The organism is Allobosea sp. 117, assembly GCF_000702305.1.
Lineage (GTDB): Bacteria > Pseudomonadota > Alphaproteobacteria > Rhizobiales > Xanthobacteraceae > Ancylobacter.
On sequence record NZ_JNLC01000010.1, the window covers coordinates 920,609 to 936,763 of the forward strand.

Sequence of the window (16,155 nt, forward strand, 5' to 3'; positions counted from 1 at the left end):
CGCAGGGGAACCATCCTTCGAGGCCCGGCTGTCGCCGGGCACCTCAGGATGACGTGGTGTGGGCTAGGTCGTGAGCCCCTCGGCGTCCTCCACCTGCACCATCGGCGACCGGCTGGCGGCCTTCGCGGCCGTGGCGCCGGGGCGGGTGGCGCTCGTCTGCGACGACGAGGCGATGGACCGCGCGAGCTTCGCCGGCGCCGTCGCCCGGCTGGCGAGTGAGATCGCCGCGCGCGTGCCGCAGGGCGCCGGGGTGGCGCTCGACCTGCCGAACAGTCCTGAACTGGTCGCCGCCTTCTTCGCCTGCGCCGTCTCGGGCCGGCAGGGGCTGGTCTATGATCCCGGCTGGCCGACGCCCTATCGCGCCGCCATCGACGCCGCGCTCCGGCCTCCGCTGACGCTGGACGAGGGCACCGACTGGCTCGCCGCCGCGCTCGCCTCGGGCGAACCGCCACCGGCCTTCCCGCAGCCGCCCGCGCCGGAGGCACCCTTCTATGTCGGCTTCACCTCCGGCTCGACCGGCCTGCCCAAAGGCTACCGGCGCGGCCATCGCTCCTGGATCGAGAGCTTCGAGGTCAGTGCCGTCGAGTTCGGCCTCACCGAGGACGACCGCATCCTGGCGCCGGGCGGGCTCGCCGCCTCGCTGCATCTCTACGGCATCGTCCACGCGCTGCATGTCGGGGCACAGGCTCTGATGATGCGCCGCTTCCACCCGCGCCGCGCGCTCGACCTGATCGAGGCGCGCGAGGTGACCGCGCTTTACGCGACACCGACGCAGCTTCAGATGCTGATCGAGGCGGCGGGCGGGCGCACCTGCCCGAGCCTTCGCGTCCTCATGATCTCCGGCGCCAAATGGCGGCCCGAGACGCGCGCGGCCACCGAAGGGCTGTTCCCCAATGCCGAGATCGCCGAATTCTACGGCGCCTCCGAGCTCTCCTTCGTCACCATAGGGCGCCCTCGCGACGGCGTGCCGGAGGGCTCGGTCGGCCGCGCCGCCCATGGCGTGCGCCTCTCCATCCGCGACGGCGCGGGCCGCGCGCTGCCCACCGGCGAGGTTGGCGCCATCTGGGTGGAGAGCGCCATGCTGTTCGACGATTATGCCTGCGGCGGCGGCGAGGAGATTCGCCGCGAGGGCAATCGTATGACCGTCGGCGACCATGGCGCGCTGGACGCCTCCGGTTTCCTCACCCTCCACGGCCGCGAGAAGCGCATGCTCGTCACCGCCGGGCTCAACGTCTATCCCGAGGAGGTCGAGGCCGTGCTGGCCCGTCTTCCGGGCATCGACGAGGCCGCCGTGTTCGGTCTGCCGGACCCGCTGCGCGGCGTCGAGCTGGTCGCCGTGCTGCGGATGGATAGCGTGGCGGACGAGGCGGCACTGCGCGCCGCCTGCCGCGCGCATCTGCCCGCCGCCAAGGTGCCGCGCCGCTTCCTGTCGCTTTCCGAATGGCCGCGCACCGCCGGCGGCAAGGCCGATCTCGGCGCGCTGCGCGCAATCGCTGAGGAAAGGCTCAAGGCATGAGCCGGCGCGCTTTCCTCATTGCCGCCCGCCGCACCGCGGTCGCCCCGCGCGGCGGCGCCTTCGCGCGGGTCGACGCGCACGACCTCGCCGCGCCGGTACTGCGCGCATGCCTCGAAGACGCCGGGCTGACGTCGGATGCCCCGGTCGATCAGGTGATCCTCGGCAATGCGCTGGCCGCCGGCGGCAATGTCGCCCGGCTCTGTTCGCTGGCCGCCGGCCTGCCCGAGAGCGTGCCGGCGCTGACCGTCGACACGCAGTGCTGCGCCGGCCTCGACGCCATCCTCCTCGCCGTCCGGCTGGTGGAATCCGGCGCGGCGGAGATCGTGCTCGCCGGCGGCGTCGAGAGCTGGAGCCGCGCTCCGCTGCGCGCCCGCCGTCCCTTCGCGAAGGACGAGGCGCCGGCCTTCTACGACGTGCCGCCCTTCACACCCTGGCCGGAACGCGACCCCGGCATGACGGAGGCGGTCGCCTGGCTGGCGCAGGAGCGCGGCATCACCCGCGAGCGGCAGGGCGCTTTCGCGGTCGAGAGCCACGCGAAAGCGCGCGCGGCGCGGGAGAGGGACGCCGCCGAAATCGTCCTTCTCCCCGAGGCGCCGCTGGAGCACGACGCCTTCACCCGCGAGCTGACGCCGGCGCTCTGCGCCCGCGCGCCGGTGCTCGCCGGGGAAGGGGCGTTCGCCATAGGCGCGGCGACCGTCGCGGTGGAAGCGGATGCGGCGGCGGTGGTGCTGGTCGCCAGCGAGGCGGCCGCCTTGCGCCTCGCGCCCGGCCGCGCACTGGAGGTCCGCGCCGCCGCCTCGGCCGGAGCGGCGCCGGAGCAGCCGGCACTGGCGCTGAGCGCCGCTGTGCGCGGCCTGCTCGCGCGGCAGGACCTCGACGTCGCCGCCTTCGCCCGCGTCGAGCTGATGGAGGCCTTCGCCGCGCAGGCGCTCGCCAATGCCGACGAGCTCGGGCTCGACATGGACACGGTGAATGCCGGCGGCGGCGCGCTGGCGCGCGGCCACCCCATCGGCGCGTCGGGCGCCATCCTCGCGGTGCGGCTGTTCCACGAGCTCCGCGCGCTCGAGCGCGGCGCGCTCGGCCTCGCCGCCATCGCCGCCGCCGGCGGTCTCGGCGCGGCGCTCGTGCTGCGCCGCAACTGAGCCGCGGCGCCTGTGCTGCACCGCAGCTAAGCCATTGATTGCTCAGTATGCCCGCTGTGGTGCAGAGTTCGCTTTCGACTCGGGTTTCATTCGAGCGGGCGAGCGCGTGAATAAGGTCCCATGAACGCCATCTCCCCACGTCAGCAGGACATACTGGGCCTCGCCCGCGCGCAGGGGCGCGTCAGCGTCGACGATCTCGCCTCGCGCTTCGAGGTGTCGCCGCAGACCATCCGCAAGGACCTGAACGAGCTGTGCGTGCGCCGGCTGATGTCGCGCGTGCACGGCGGCGCCATCGTCGTCTCCGGAGTGGAGAACGTCGCCTATGAAGCGCGCCGCGTCATCGCGCAGGGGGCGAAGCGCGCCATCGCCGATGCTGCCGCCCGCATCGTGCCGAACCGCGCCTCGCTGTTCATCAACATCGGCACCACCACCGAGGAGGTCGCCCGCGCGCTGTCCGACCACGAGGACCTGCTGGTCATCACCAACAACCTCAACGTCGCCATGCTGCTCTACCGCCATCCGCGCATCGAGCTGATCATGGCCGGCGGGCGGGTGCGTCACGCGGACGGGGCGGTGATCGGCTCCTCGGCGGTCGATTTCGTGCGCCAGTTCCGCGTCGACTATGCGGTGATCGGCGCCTCGGCCATCGAGGAGGACGGCTCGCTGCTCGATTTCGACTATCGCGAGGTGCAGGTCGCCCGCGCCATCATCGACAATGCGCGGCAGGTCATACTGGTCGCCGATCGCTCGAAGCTGGAGCGCACGGCGCCGGTGCGCATCGGCCATCTGCGCGAGGTCGACACCTTCGTCACCGACGTCGTGCCCTCGCCGCTGCTGCGCGAGGTGTGCAGCGCCGAGCAGGTGGAGCTGATCGAGGTCGGCGGCGGCACCGAGGACGAGGGCTTCTGACCGGCGGCTATTTTCCGGCGGTGGTCTGGTACACGCCGCCGAGGAGGACCAGCGCCAGCACGGCGAAGGCGAGGCCGGCCATGATCAGCGGCGCCACAGATAGCCCGACTGCCCCGAGCGCGGCGGGCACCAGCCAGACCGCCAGGAGATAGGCCGCCTCCACCGCCGCCAGCACGCCGACGAGCGCCGGCGCCGTTCTCGCCATGGCGAGGGTGATGCCCAGCGCCAGCAGCATCAGGCTGACATAGGAAAGCTGGTGGATGACGTGGCAGACCCACAGTAGCGGGATCTGCAGCAGCGCGCCGATCAGCCCCATGACGATGAACAGAAGGGCGAGGTGGCCGCCCTCCGCGCTCCGGGCCGGCGCCGGCCGCAGCCAGCGCAGCAGCAGCGCCGCGGCAAGGCCGGCGAAGAAGAACTTCAGCGAGAAGCCGAGGCTGGTGAAGTCAGCGATGCGGGCGATCCCCGTGGCGTCGAGGCCGCGCCAGAACGGGCCCATCTCGACGATCACGCAGTTCTTCGCGTCGGGCATGAGGAACAGCTCGCGCAGGCCGTAGGCCTTCATGCCGAGCCATTCGTCGACGCCGATCCGACCGTAGGTCCTCGCCAGCGCCTGCAGCACGGTGGTGGTCCGGTCGCCGATGTCGAGATCGCCGGTCAGCCCGGTGCGCAGCAGCGCGTTGACGCCGGGCTGCACGGCGCTCTGCCACCACAGCCACGGCGCATAGACGATGGCGAAGGCGAGGGTGCCCGCGAGCAGCCCGCGCCAGCGCCGCCCGATCAGCCCGAGGGCGAGCACGCCGAAGGGGATGAGGCCGATGACGACGCCGGTATGGAAGAGCGCCGCGCCCGCCGCCGCCGCGCCGGCGAGCGTCAGGTGGAGGGTGGCCGAGCGCCCGTCCTCCGCCGAGCGCGCCCGCAGCAGGCCCCACACGGCGATCAGCCCGAGCGCGGCGGAGAGCATCTTCGGCCAGATGAACACCGTGTTGAAGAAGAAGGCCGGGGCCACCGCCAGCGGCGCGCAGGCGAGCAACGCCAGCCGGCGCCGTCCGGCAAGGTCCTCGACGAAGGCGATGGCGACGCCGAGCCACAGGCACATGACGGTGATGCCGGCGGCCAGATAGAACGGATCGCGCAGCGCCGCCGGCATGCCGATCAGCCGCGCCAGTGAGCGCGGGATCAGCATCAGCACCGAGAGCAGCGGCGGCCGGTCGCCGATCCGCCAGGGCGCGATTGGCGAAAGGCTCGCGCGGTCGCCGGCGTTGAAGAAGGCCTCGGCGACCTTGCCCGGGATCTGGTTGTCGGTCGACCAGCGCAGCGGGCGGAACATGCCGTTCACCGTCCATTGCGCGGCGTCGGGCTGGAAGGCGGCGACGAAGCCGAGATAGGCCAGCATCAGCAGCGCCGAGGCGGTAAGATAGGGCCGGATGCCGAGTCCCGCCTCGAGGCGCGGCGAACGGGCGAGGGCGAGCGCCAGCAGCGCGACGGCGCTGCCGCCGACCAGCGCGATGGAGGCGTGGCGCCCGCCGCTCGCCGAGACATGGAAGACGAGGAACAGCCCCATCGCCCCGGCGCAGAGCAGCGTCAGCGCGGCGAGGAAGCGCGGCGCCGGAGCGAGCCGCGCCGGCAGCAGCGCGGCGATGAGCAGCAGCGGCGCGGTGAGGCTCAGCGCGGCAATCAGCGCGAAGAAGGGCAAAGTGTAGGCGTAGAGCTGGGAGGCATAGCCGAACCAGTCGGTGGCGAACGGCGTGCCGATGCCGACATGGAGGAAGTTGCCCCCCGAGCGGGCATAGACCGCGATCGGCCCCGCGCAGAAACCGGGATCGCTGCGGACGACGCGCAGCCCCCATTCATTGTTGATGCGGCCGATGCCGAGCGAGCGCTCGGCTCCGCTCGCCGCGCAGCGCAGGCCGATGTCGTGGTCCGCGCTCTCGCCCGGAAACCCCGTGAAGGGGATGGCGAAATAGGCCGGCGCCATGAAGGGCGCGCTGGTGATCTCGCCGGCGAGCGCGCCCCGCTCCGGCGTCCAGGAACGCCAGAGCCGGAGCTCGGGCGCCTCCAGCATCGCGCGCGGCAGCGGCCGACCGCCCAGCGTCTCGTTGGTGAAGAAGTCCCGCGCCGCCCAGCCGTCCGGCCCGACCAGCGGCCGGTATTCCGACGGTCGCAGCGTGACGAGCGCGCCGACCGCCGCGAGCCCGGCCCACAGCGCCAGCATCACGGCCGCCAGCAGGCGCGTCACGCGACAGAGCCGGGTTCGGGCGGGGCCGGCGGGAGGCGCGATCGCAGCGGGCTCGGGTCGGGGAGGGGCCGCGATCGATCCGTCCGCCGTCCCGTGTGCCATCGCCATCCGAACCTTTGGAGCGCCGGCGCGCCACGCGCCGGGGTCGTTCGACCTGTGCAAAGCACAGAGCCGGCGCCCCGGCAACCGGGGTGTCGAGTCCGGGCTTGCGGGGCTGGACCCGCCACCCGCTTTCCGTTCATGTAGGCCCGGCAGGGAGGACGCGATGGCCGGCAGCACGATCGACAAGGCGGCGCTCGCGCGCATCATCGACCAGGGCCGCGGCGTCACTGACGCCGATCTGGTGATCAAGGGCGTGCGGTTGCTCGACGTCATCACTGGCGCGCTCGCCGAGACCGACATCGCCATCTGCGGGGATCGCATCGTCGGCACCCATGACAGCTATCGGGGCCAGCGCGAGATCGACGGGCGCGGCCTGTTCGCGGTGCCGGGCTTCATCGACACCCATCTGCATGTCGAATCCTCGCTGGTCACGCCCTTGGAGTTCGACCGCTGCGTGCTGCCCTACGGCGTCACCACCGCGATCTGCGATCCGCACGAGATCGCCAATGTGCTGGGCGCGCCGGGCATCCGCTATTTCCAGCGCTGCGCCGAGCACACCATCATGGACCTGCGCGTGCAGCTCTCCTCCTGCGTGCCGGCGACCGAATTCGAGACGGCCGGCGCGCGCCTCACCAGCGCCGATCTCCAGGCCCTGCGCGGCCATCCGAGCGGCATCGGGCTCGCCGAGTTCATGAATTTCCCCGGCGTGCTGTTCAAGGACGAGGGCGTGCTCGACAAGCTTGCCGCCTTCTCCGGCGGGCATATAGACGGCCACGCGCCGCTGCTCTCGGGTCGCGACCTCAACGGCTACATCGCCGCCGGCATCCGCACCGAGCACGAGGCGACGACGCTTCAGGAGGCGCGCGAGAAGCTCGCCAAGGGCATGACCATTCTGATCCGCGAGGGTTCGGTCTCGAAGGACCTGCACGCACTCATCCCACTGATCGACGCCGACACCTCGGCCTTCGTCGCCTTCTGTACCGACGACCGCAACCCGCTCGACATCGCCGAGGAAGGCCATCTCGACTTCATGATCCGCACGGCCATCGCGCATGGCGCGCCGCTGCACCACGTCTACCGGCTGGCGAGCTGGTCGGCGGCGAACGCCTTCGGGCTCAGGGATCGCGGCCTGATAGCGCCGGGCCGGCGCGCCGACATCGTGCTGCTGGACGACCTGGAGACCTGCGCGGTCCATTCCGTCGTCTCGGCCGGTCGGCTCGTGACGCCGGAGCTGTTCGCAGCGCGCGGCACCGTCGCGCCGGTCGGGCTCGATTCCATGAAGGCCGAGCGGGTGTCGCCGGAGGATTTCCGCATCCCCGCCACCGGCGCCTCGACGCAGGTGATCGGCGTGGTGCCGGGCCGCATCATCACCGAGCGCGTGGTGCTCGACCTGCCGCTCGCCGCCGGCTTCAAGCGGGTCGATCTCGGGCATGACGCGGTGAAGGTCTGCGTCGTCGCCCGTCATGGGAAGAACCGCAATATCGGGCGCGGCTTCGTCCACGGCTTCGGGCTGAAGCGCGGCGCCATCGCCTCCTCGGTCGGCCATGACAGCCACAATATCTGCGTGGTCGGCGCCGACGATGCCGACATGGCCATCGCGGTGAATCGGCTGATCGAGCTCGGCGGCGGCTTCACGGTGGCCGAGGGCGGCGCGGTGCGCGCCGAGCTGGCTTTGCCGGTCGCCGGGCTGATGGCGGCGACCCCTTACGAGGAGGTACGCGCCGGACTGATCCCGCTGCGCGCGGCGGCCAAGGCGCTCGGCTGCACGCTGCCCGAGCCGTTCCTGCAGGTCGCCTTCCTGCCGCTACCGGTGATCCCGCATCTGAAGATCACCGATTTCGGCATGTTCGACGTCGACCGCTTCGAACTGATCGCGGGCTGAGGAGGGCTTTGCCGACCGTTTCTCCTGGGCCCCGGATCGGCGCTCCGGCTTCGCCGTCACTTGTCCGGGGCACGTCATTGGTCCCGGCGCGCCACTTGTGAAGGGCACGACCTGTTTCCCGGACAAGCCGTGCGCGGCACGGCGCCGATCCGGGACCCAGCGAAGACTCTTCGGCAATGCCTTCGCGGGCGCGCGCGCCCGCGCGCTTCAGTCCGCCACCGAGGCCGTCTTGACGAGGGCGCCGAGCATGCCCTTGCGCTTGGCCTCGTAGTAATAGCCCTTGGCGTAGAGCTGCACGGCGCGCGTCTCGTTGCGGCCGGCGACCCGGTAGGCATTGGCGAGATAGGCGACCGCATAGGTCATGTTGGTGTCGGCGTCGAGCAGGTCCGCCGGCTGGCCGCGGAAGCCGAGCCCGCGGGCGGTCTCGACGCGGATCTGCATCAGCCCCCAATAGGGGCCGTTGCGCGCCCGCGGATCGTACTTGCTCTCGCGCCAGACGACGCGGCGGATGAGCTGGGCGGGAACGTCGAAGCGTTCCGAATGCTGCGCGATCAGCGCCTCGATATGCGGCGGCCCCTTCTCGCGCGAGAGGACGTAGCGCCCGCGCAGCGGTGCCTCGGTGATCGGCTTGGCCGGCGGTTCCTCGGGGGCGGCTTCCGGCGCCTCCTCGTTGGGTTCGACGGCGATCCCGGTGCTCGCCATCGCCAGCCGGACGGGGCGCTGGGGCGGCACGGGGATGACGCGCGCGAGGGCCGGCGCTGGTGCGGCAGCGGGCGTCGCTGCCGCGACCTCGGCCGGGGCGGGCGCGGGGGCCGGCCGGCGCGGCGGCAGGGGGATCGCTGCCCGCGCGGCGGTCTTGGGAGCGTCGGCGGCCTTCGCGGCGGCGGCGGCCGGCTGGGGAGCAGGTTCAGTGGTCCGCCCGCGGAGCTCCGGCGCGACCGGCGGCTGCACCCAGATGACGAAGCTGTCGGCGGCGACCGGCTGCGGCACGGCCGGCTGCCGGGCCGGGGTGACGGGCGAAGCGCCGTTCGAGGCGGCCGCATGTTCGGCGGGGCGCGGCGCGGCCTCGGGCTGCGGGGTGAGCAGTTCGGCAGGGATCGCGCCGGGCGCGAACTGCGCCGGAGGCTGCGGCCCGTAGAACAGGGGCTGCACCGGCGAAATCAGCCCGGCAGGAGCTTGCAGCCCGGCCTGAGCCTGCTGTTCGCCCGCCACAGCCATCCCCGGCACCGCAGCCCCCGCCGACATTGCGAGCAGGGGAACCAGCGCCGCGCGACACGCCCTGCGCATCCGCCACTCTCTCCCAATTCGTCCCACGACGTCGTGCCTAGCACAGAATTCCCGGAAACCGGAAATCCGGGCACCTACCGCGCTGGCCGGCGGATCAGTCCGAGCGTTTCGGCGATCCGCCTCGGCGCCTCGGCGCGGCGTGCGAGATGCCACACCGGCGGCACAAGCATCGCGTCCGGCGTCAGCCGCAGGGCGAGGCCGGCGAGCTCGCGGGCCGTGCGCAGCTCGCCGCGCGCGATGTGGGCGAGCGCCGACCAATAGGCCCGTTCGCCGAGGCTGCGGCGCGCGCGCCGGGCGAGGCGCCGGTGATCGGCAAGCCCGGCGCCTTCATTGGCGAAGAAGCTGTCGAAGGCGGCCTCGAATTCGAGGTCCCACGACGGCAGGCTGCCGACGGAAGCGGACTGGTTGTGCGTGTGAACGCGGGCGAACGCCTGCACCGCGTCCGTCTCCGCGGCGTCGCCATGGCAGGCGAACCGCATCCACAGTTCGAGATCGTCGGTGTGGGCGAGGGCCGGGCGGTAGAAGCCGACGGCCTTCTGTATCCGGGTCCGCACGACGCAGCTCGGCCCCGGGCAGTGATTGCGCCCGGTGCGGCAGAAGCGCTCGATGAGATCCCGGCCGCCGACGACCCGCCAGCCGGGATCGGCGGCGGGCATGTCCGAGGGCGAGGCGGGCGCCTCCTCGCCGTTGAAGAGAACCGTGCGGCCATAGGTCAGATGGACGTTCGGGTGCCGCCCCATGATGGCGGTGGCGCGGGCCAGCGCCCCCGGCGCGAGCAGGTCATCGGCGCACAGAATGAGGAAATAATCCGCCGAGGCCCATGCGATGCCCTCGTTGAACGAGGCGTGCGGGCCGAGATTGGCGGGACGCAGGATCGCCTCGACGCGGGGGTCCTCGGCGGCGAGCGCGCGCGCCAGCGCCGCGCTGCCGTCGGTCGAGGCGTTGTCGATGATCAGGACCCGGACCGACACCCCGTCCTGGTCCAGCGCACTCCGCACGCATCCGCGCAGATAGCGCGCATATTGGTAGGAGGGGACGACGACATCGACGCTCGGCATGCGGACCTCCGCGGCGCTCGATGCTTGCGTCAGCCAGGGTGGGCGGCAATCGCCCCAAAGGTGGTAGCGCCCCCGCACCGCCTCCCGCTACGAGCGATGCGGGCAGGGAAGGCCGCCGCTACCCCGTTTGGCCACGCGCCGTTAGCGCAATTGACGAGGCCGCCGCCGCGACGGCCCCGCTAACCTCCGGCAGGAGGCGGCCATGGCCGCCGTCGCCGTCCTTGGCGGACCTTGCCGCCCTTGGCGGAGAACCGGGCCAGCCCTGCTGGCGATCGGAGGAGCGGTGGCGAGTTTGCGGCGTGCATTGCTGCTTGCGACGGCCGAGCGGCATCTGGGGCTGGCGATCAACTTCGCCCTGGTGGCGACCGTATCCCGCCTGCTCACGCCGGGCGAGATCGGCATCTCGGTGATCGGCGCCTCGGTCATCACCCTTGCCGTGTCGCTGCGCCAGTTCGTGACGCCGGACTTCCTGATCCAGCGCCGCCAGATCGACGACGGCGACGTCAGGACCGCGTTCACGCTGCTCTTTCTCTGCACGGCGCTGATATCGGCAACGCTCTTCGCGCTGAGCGAATGGACGGCAGCCGCCTACGGCCAGCACGGGCTGGCCCTCTATCTGCGCATCTGCGCCGTCGCCGCGCTGCTCGATTGCTTCACGCTGCCGATCGTCACCCTGCTTCGGCGCGAGATGAACTTCGCGCCGGTCGCCACCATCAACACCGGCAGCAGCTTCGCCAATGCGGTGGTGACGCTCGCGCTCGCCGCCTGCGGATTCAGCTTCATGAGCTTTGCCTGGGGGGTGCTGGCCGGGTCGAGCGTCGCCCTGGTGCTAGCGCTGCTCTATCGGCCGCAGCCCCGGCTTTTCCTGCCGTCGCTGAAGGGATGGGTCGAGATACTGCATTTCGGCGGCTGCAACGGCATCACCATCGCCCTCGACCGCGCCTATGACGCCATGCCGCAACTGCTCATCGGGCGGCTGCTGCCGATCGCCTCCGTGGGCCTCTACAATCGCGCCAACATGGTCTGCGGCATTCCCGACCGCATCATCCTCGGCGGCGTCTTTTCCGTGGCCCTTCCGGCGCTCGCCAATGAGGCGCATTCGGGCCGAAGCCTCGCGCCGGCCTATCTGCGCGCGCTCACCTTCATCACCGTCTTCCACTGGCCGGCGCTGGTCGTTCTGGCGCTGCTTGCCGATCCGGTGGTGCACCTCGTCCTGGGGAGTCAATGGACCGCGATCATTCCCCTCGTGCAGATATTGTGCGTCGCGAGCCTGTTCTGGTTTCCCGTCATTCTCACGCAGCCGCTGCTGGTCGCGCTCGGCAAGATCCACGAGAACGTCACCTACAGCCTGATAAGCCGCCCTGTCTCGGCGGTCATATTGTGCGGCTCGAGCCTGTTCGGGCTGACGGCGCTGGCCCTGAGTCAGCTCGTCGCGCTGCCGTTCCAGATGCTGGTGTCGTTCGTCTTCGTGCGCCGGCACGTCGAATTCCGCTGGCGGGACGTTGGCGCGGCGCTGTGGCCGAGCTTCCTTGTCACCGCCGCCAGCGCCGCCGGCCCCGCTCTGCTGATCGCGGCGTCCGGCTTCCGCTCCGAACTGTCCCCCGCCATGGCGGTGCTGGCCGGGTTGCTGGCGCTGGTGGGGTGGATTCTCGGTGTCCGGCTGTCCGCGCATCCGCTCAAGGCGGAGATGGACCTCGTCGCGGCGGCCGTTCTCGGGAGCGTGGCGGAAAGCCGGCTGGGCCGCGCCGCCCAGCGCCTGCGCGAAGCTCCGGGACGGCTGGCGGCGCCGAGCCAGGCGAAGGTGCGCAAGTGAGGACGTTCCGCAATCGCGTCGCCTTCTTTGGCCTGTTCGGCACCGGGAACTCCGGCAATGACGGCTCGTTCGAGGCGATGCTCTCCTTCCTGCGGCGGGTCCGCCCCGATGCCGAGGCCATCTGCATCTGCTCCGGGCCGGACTATGTGCGGCGCACATTCGACGTGAGGACGGTCTCCATCGGCGGCGCGGCACCGGGTGCTCCCGCGCGGCGGGCGGCGGGTTCCGTCCCGGGGCGGCTGGTCGGACAGCTCGGCAGCTTCTGGCGCGCGCTGAGGGTCATGCGTGAATGCGACGCGCTGATCATGCCGGGGACGGGCGTGCTGGACGATTTCGGCGACGGCCCCTTCGGGGTTCCCCTGGCACTGCTGGGCTGGTGCGTCGCCGCGCGGCTTGCCGGCGCCCGGATCGCCTTCGTCAGCGTCGGGGCCGGGCCGATCAAGGCCCGGCTCGGCCGCCTCTTCGCGCGGCTCGCGGCCGGGCTCGCGCACTACCGCTCCTACCGCGACGCCGTCTCGAAGGACTTCATGACCGGCATCGGGGTCGATACCCGATCTGATCACGTCGTTCCCGATCTCGCCTTCGCGCTGCCTGCCCCATCCCGGCAGGAGCGCAGCGGCGACGCGCCGCTGACCGTCGGGCTCGGCGTCATGGCCTATTATGGCTGGCGGAACGACCGCAGCGGCGGCGCCGCCCTGCATGCGCGCTATGTCGGCCAGATCGTGCGCTTCGCCCGCGCCCTGCTGCGGGAGGGATACCGCGTCCGGCTGCTGACGGGCGACACCGCCGATCGCGACACGCTCGACGAGATCATGTCCGCGCTGGTGGATGCCGGCCACCCGCCGGACGAGGTCGCCACCGCCCCGATAAACTCGCTGCACGACGTGATGCAGCAGATGGCGCGGACCGACGTCGTGGTCGCGACGCGCTATCACAACGTGGTCTGCGCCCTGAGGATGCACCGTCCGGTCATCTCGATCGGCTATGCCGCGAAGAACGACGTGCTGCTGGGCAAGGTCGGCCTCGCCGGCTTCTGCCAGCATATCGAGGCGCTCGATCTCGAGCTGCTCACGCGCCAGTTCGCCGAACTCGTCGCCTCGCGGGCGGAGCTGGAGGCGCAGATCGGCGCCGCCGTCGACGGGTTCCGGCGCCGGCTGGCGGCGCAGGAGGACGCGTTGCTCGCCGGGGTCCTCGCGCGTCCCTTCGAGGCGGCCATATCGCGCCAGGCGGGAGGCGGATGATGCGTTTCGTCGCAACCGATCTCGCCGGCGTATGGCTGGTGGAGCCTGTCCCGATCACCGATCCGCGCGGCTTCTTCGCCCGCACATTCTGCGTCCGCGAATATGCCGAGATGGGGCTGGAGACCGAGTTCGTGCAGCACAGCCTGTCCCGCAGCGAGCGGCGCGGCACACTGCGCGGGCTGCACTTCCAGCACCCTCCCCATGCCGAGGTGAAGGTCGTGAGCTGCACCAGCGGCGCGATCTGGGACGTCGCGGTCGACCTGCGGCCCACCTCGCCGAGCTACGGCCGCTGGCAGGCCTTTGATCTCAGGCAGGAGAACCACGCGCAGCTCTACATTCCGAAGGGCGTCGCGCATGGCTTCCAGACGCTGTCGGACGGTGCCGAGGTGAGCTACCTGATCTCGGAATTCCACGTGCCGGAGGCGGCCGCCGGCATCCGTTACGACGACCCGACGCTGGCGATACCCTGGCCCTTCGAGCCGATGATGATGTCCGAGCGCGATCTCGGCTGGCCCTCCCTCGCGCTGCTGGAGGCCTGATCGTCGATGAGCCCCGCCCGCGCGAGCGTCTCCGCCGCGTCGGCGATCTCGGTGAAGCGCATGCCGGCGCGCTCGGCCATGTCGAGCAGGCTGTGGCGCCCGTCGGCGAGGTTGAGCACCCAGAGCCGTGCCATGTTACGTGCCGGCGCCTCGGGGTCGCCCCCCGTCGGCGCATAGAGCCCGCGCCGGCCGAGTTGGGGCTCGCCCTTGGGGAAGAGGTTCAGCGGGCGCCGGTCGCGCTCCAGAATGTCGACCGCCTCGGCCAGCAGGGCATAGGAGCGCGCCAGATGCTCCGGCCGGACCAGATCGAGATCGTCGGCCGAGCTGTGATATTCTGGGAAGCGGCCGAACAGGCTGCGCTGGAAGAGGCCGACCGGCAGGTCGAAGCCCGGCGAGCAGAACTGCCGCTCGTCATAGCCATAGGGGAAAAAGTCCATGACCTCCGCGTCCGGACCGGCGGCGGCGAGGACGTGGCGCATCACCCGGTCGATCATCGCGTCGCCGCGCCGGCTCTTCTTGTAGACCGGCCCGCCGCCGTCGCCGACGCAGGAGACCACCAGCCCGTGCCGGATGCGCCCGAGCCGGGGCTCGTTGGCGCTGAGCCACGCCAGCGCGCCGATGGTGCCGGGCGCGAACAGGAAGCGGTAGCTGTAGCGGGTCCGCCGCCCGCGCAGGGTGGCGGCGAAATGGGCGAGCAAGGCGAGCCCGGAGCAATTGTCGTTGGCGAGCGAGGGATGGCAGATGTGCGCGCTCAGCAGCACCTCCGCCTCGCCGCTGCCCCGATGCAGATATTCGCCATAGGTGAGGCTGCCCGGCGCCAGCGTGGAATCGACAACCACGTCGTATTCGCCCTCGGGCAAAGCGAGCAGCGCCCGGTGCGGCAGGCAGAAGCCCCACGCCTCGCGGTAATAGGAAGTGCGGTAGGGCGTGGCGTCGGGATGCGCGGGGTCGGAGAACAGGTGCTCCTTCAGCGCGGCGAGCGGCAGGCGCGCGCGCACCTGAACGCTGTAGCCGAGCAGGTGCAAATTGGAGCGGGCGAAGTCGATCACCCGCTCGCCGCTCGAAACGCAGGTGACGTGCGCCTCGCGGATGTTCCATTCGTCCGGCACGATCCAGTCGAACAGGCGCGTGCCGGTCGGCACCTCGTGCCGCTCGACGTCGATGAGCCGGCCGATGATGTCGAGCGTGCGGCGGACGCCGTCGCCGGTGATGCTGCGGCAGATCGGATAGAGCTCCGCGACGGTCGCGAAGATGTCCTCGCCGCTCGGCAGCGGCCGATCGGGGGTGCTGCCCGTGAGCCGCATGGCGGACCGCTATCCATGTACCGTATGGCGGGCCGTCGCGGCCTCGGCGATGATGTCCGATATCGGTGCGAGCGTCGGCGTGCGGCGCAGCTCGGTATCCAGCCTGCCGCCGGCGATCAGCATCTTGATATGGCCGATGCGCTGATAGGTCGGCCCCTCGAATTCGCGCAGCGTGAGCGCCGAGCGCCGATAGGCCTCGTAGAGCTGCTCGGCCCCGCGGCGCGGATTCCACGCCGGCCGGAACGCCGGCAGGACGCGGGCGATCTTGTCGAAGCTGACCCTGTAGGAGCGCTTGTCCGGCCCGGCATCGGCGGCGAGCTCCAGCCGCGAGCCGGGCACCACCTCGACCACCATCTCGGCGATCTCGCGGATGCGATAGTTGTGGGCGTTCACCCCGACGTTGAACGCCTGGTTGAACACCGCATCGCGGGGCGCCTCCAGCCCGGCGATGAAGGCGCGGGTGATGTCCTCGATATGCACGATGGGCCGCCACGGCGACCCATCGGATTTGAGATGCACGACGCCGGTGGTCACTGCCCAGGCCACCAGATTGTTCAGTACGATGTCGAAGCGCAGGCGCGGCGAGACGCCGTAGGCGGTGGCCGGGCGGAAATAGACCGGACAGAAATCGTCGTCGGCGAGCCGCGCGATGGCGCGCTCGGACAGCACCTTGGAATGGCCGTACGGCGTCACCGGATTGAGCGCGCCGTCCTCGTCGATCATCTCGGCTTCGCTGACCCCGTAATTGCTGCACGAGGAGGCATAGAGGAACCGGCCGACGCCGGCCTGCTTCGCCGCCGCCGCGAGGCGGACGCTGGCGCGGTAGTTGATCGCATAGGTGATGTCCGGGTTGAGGTCGCCGAGCGGATCGTTCGACAGCGCGGCGAGATGGATGACGGCGTCGAACCCGGCCAGATCGTCGGGCGCGACGTCGCGGATGTCCTTGCGGATCGACGGCACCGCGATGATCGCGCCGCCGGCGGCGAAGGTGCAGCGCTCATAAAGGTCACTGTCATAGCCGGTCACCTCGTGCCCGGCGGCGATCAGCGCCGGCACCATGACCGATCCGATATAGCCGCGATGGCCCGTTACCAGCACGCGCATGTCCGTACTCCTGTTGGCT

At 71.2% G+C, this 16,155-nt stretch carries 12 protein-coding genes; 7 read left to right on the plus strand and 5 right to left on the minus strand.

What is annotated here, in order from left to right; all coding sequences use genetic code 11:
* Positions 1 to 70: 70 nt before the first annotated feature.
* The 3 genes from U742_RS0106395 (at position 71) to U742_RS0106405 (ending at position 3,567) form a co-directional block, all read left to right on the plus strand.
* A complete protein-coding gene (locus tag U742_RS0106395; RefSeq protein WP_029351173.1) occupies positions 71 to 1,516 on the plus strand; it encodes an AMP-binding protein in 1,446 nt (481 codons plus the stop codon).
* Positions 1,513 to 2,658 carry an acetyl-CoA C-acyltransferase gene (locus U742_RS0106400; RefSeq protein ID WP_029351175.1) on the plus strand — a complete coding sequence of 382 codons (1,146 nt, stop codon included), beginning with the start codon at positions 1,513 to 1,515 and terminating at the stop codon, positions 2,656 to 2,658. The genes U742_RS0106395 and U742_RS0106400 overlap by 4 nt, the downstream gene beginning before the upstream one ends.
* Positions 2,659 to 2,778: 120 nt before the next feature.
* The gene (locus U742_RS0106405) at positions 2,779 to 3,567 is read left to right on the plus strand and encodes a DeoR/GlpR family DNA-binding transcription regulator (protein WP_029351177.1); all 789 of its coding nucleotides are present in this window, start codon (positions 2,779 to 2,781) and stop codon (positions 3,565 to 3,567) included.
* A gap of 7 nt (positions 3,568 to 3,574) precedes the next feature.
* Here U742_RS0106405 and U742_RS0106410 read toward each other — a convergent pair whose 3' ends face one another.
* Positions 3,575 to 5,806 carry a hypothetical protein gene (locus U742_RS0106410; RefSeq protein WP_029351178.1) on the minus strand — a complete coding sequence of 744 codons (2,232 nt, stop codon included), beginning with the start codon at positions 5,804 to 5,806 and terminating at the stop codon, positions 3,575 to 3,577.
* Positions 5,807 to 6,071: 265 nt separating this feature from the next.
* Between U742_RS0106410 and ade the strand changes: the two genes are divergently transcribed.
* Positions 6,072 to 7,790, plus strand: coding sequence for an adenine deaminase (gene ade, locus U742_RS0106415; protein ID WP_029351181.1), 1,719 nt, complete (start codon positions 6,072 to 6,074; stop codon positions 7,788 to 7,790).
* Positions 7,791 to 7,997: 207 nt separating this feature from the next.
* On the opposite strand, the gene U742_RS23510 is transcribed toward ade, so the two are convergent.
* Together U742_RS23510 and U742_RS0106425 are read right to left on the minus strand one after the other, a co-directional pair.
* Positions 7,998 to 9,077, minus strand: coding sequence for a lytic transglycosylase domain-containing protein (locus U742_RS23510; RefSeq protein WP_248310275.1), 1,080 nt, complete (start codon positions 9,075 to 9,077; stop codon positions 7,998 to 8,000).
* Positions 9,078 to 9,151: 74 nt separating this feature from the next.
* Entirely contained in the window at positions 9,152 to 10,135 is a 984-nt protein-coding gene (locus U742_RS0106425) for a glycosyltransferase family 2 protein (RefSeq protein WP_029351183.1), read from the minus strand.
* A gap of 292 nt (positions 10,136 to 10,427) precedes the next feature.
* Between U742_RS0106425 and U742_RS0106430 the strand changes: the two genes are divergently transcribed.
* From U742_RS0106430 to rfbC, 3 genes are read left to right on the plus strand one after another with little or no spacing between them, the layout of a single operon-like run.
* Entirely contained in the window at positions 10,428 to 11,948 is a 1,521-nt protein-coding gene (locus U742_RS0106430) for an oligosaccharide flippase family protein (protein ID WP_197028185.1), read from the plus strand.
* On the plus strand, positions 11,945 to 13,189 hold the full coding sequence (locus U742_RS0106435) for a polysaccharide pyruvyl transferase family protein (protein WP_029351187.1): 1,245 nt from the start codon (positions 11,945 to 11,947) through the stop codon (positions 13,187 to 13,189). The genes U742_RS0106430 and U742_RS0106435 overlap by 4 nt, the downstream gene beginning before the upstream one ends.
* Complete coding sequence (gene rfbC / locus U742_RS0106440) at positions 13,189 to 13,728, plus strand: dTDP-4-dehydrorhamnose 3,5-epimerase (protein WP_029351189.1); 540 nt, start codon at positions 13,189 to 13,191, stop codon at positions 13,726 to 13,728. Before U742_RS0106435 ends, rfbC begins: the two co-directional genes overlap by 1 nt.
* Here rfbC and U742_RS0106445 read toward each other — a convergent pair.
* Both U742_RS0106445 and U742_RS0106450 read right to left on the minus strand, forming a co-directional pair.
* A complete protein-coding gene (locus U742_RS0106445) occupies positions 13,629 to 15,032 on the minus strand; it encodes a DUF4910 domain-containing protein (RefSeq protein ID WP_081852850.1) in 1,404 nt (467 codons plus the stop codon). The genes rfbC and U742_RS0106445 overlap by 100 nt on opposite strands.
* Before the next feature lie 9 nt (positions 15,033 to 15,041).
* Entirely contained in the window at positions 15,042 to 16,136 is a 1,095-nt protein-coding gene (locus U742_RS0106450; RefSeq protein ID WP_029351193.1) for an NAD-dependent epimerase/dehydratase family protein, read from the minus strand.
* Between the last annotated feature and the right edge of the window lie 19 nt (positions 16,137 to 16,155).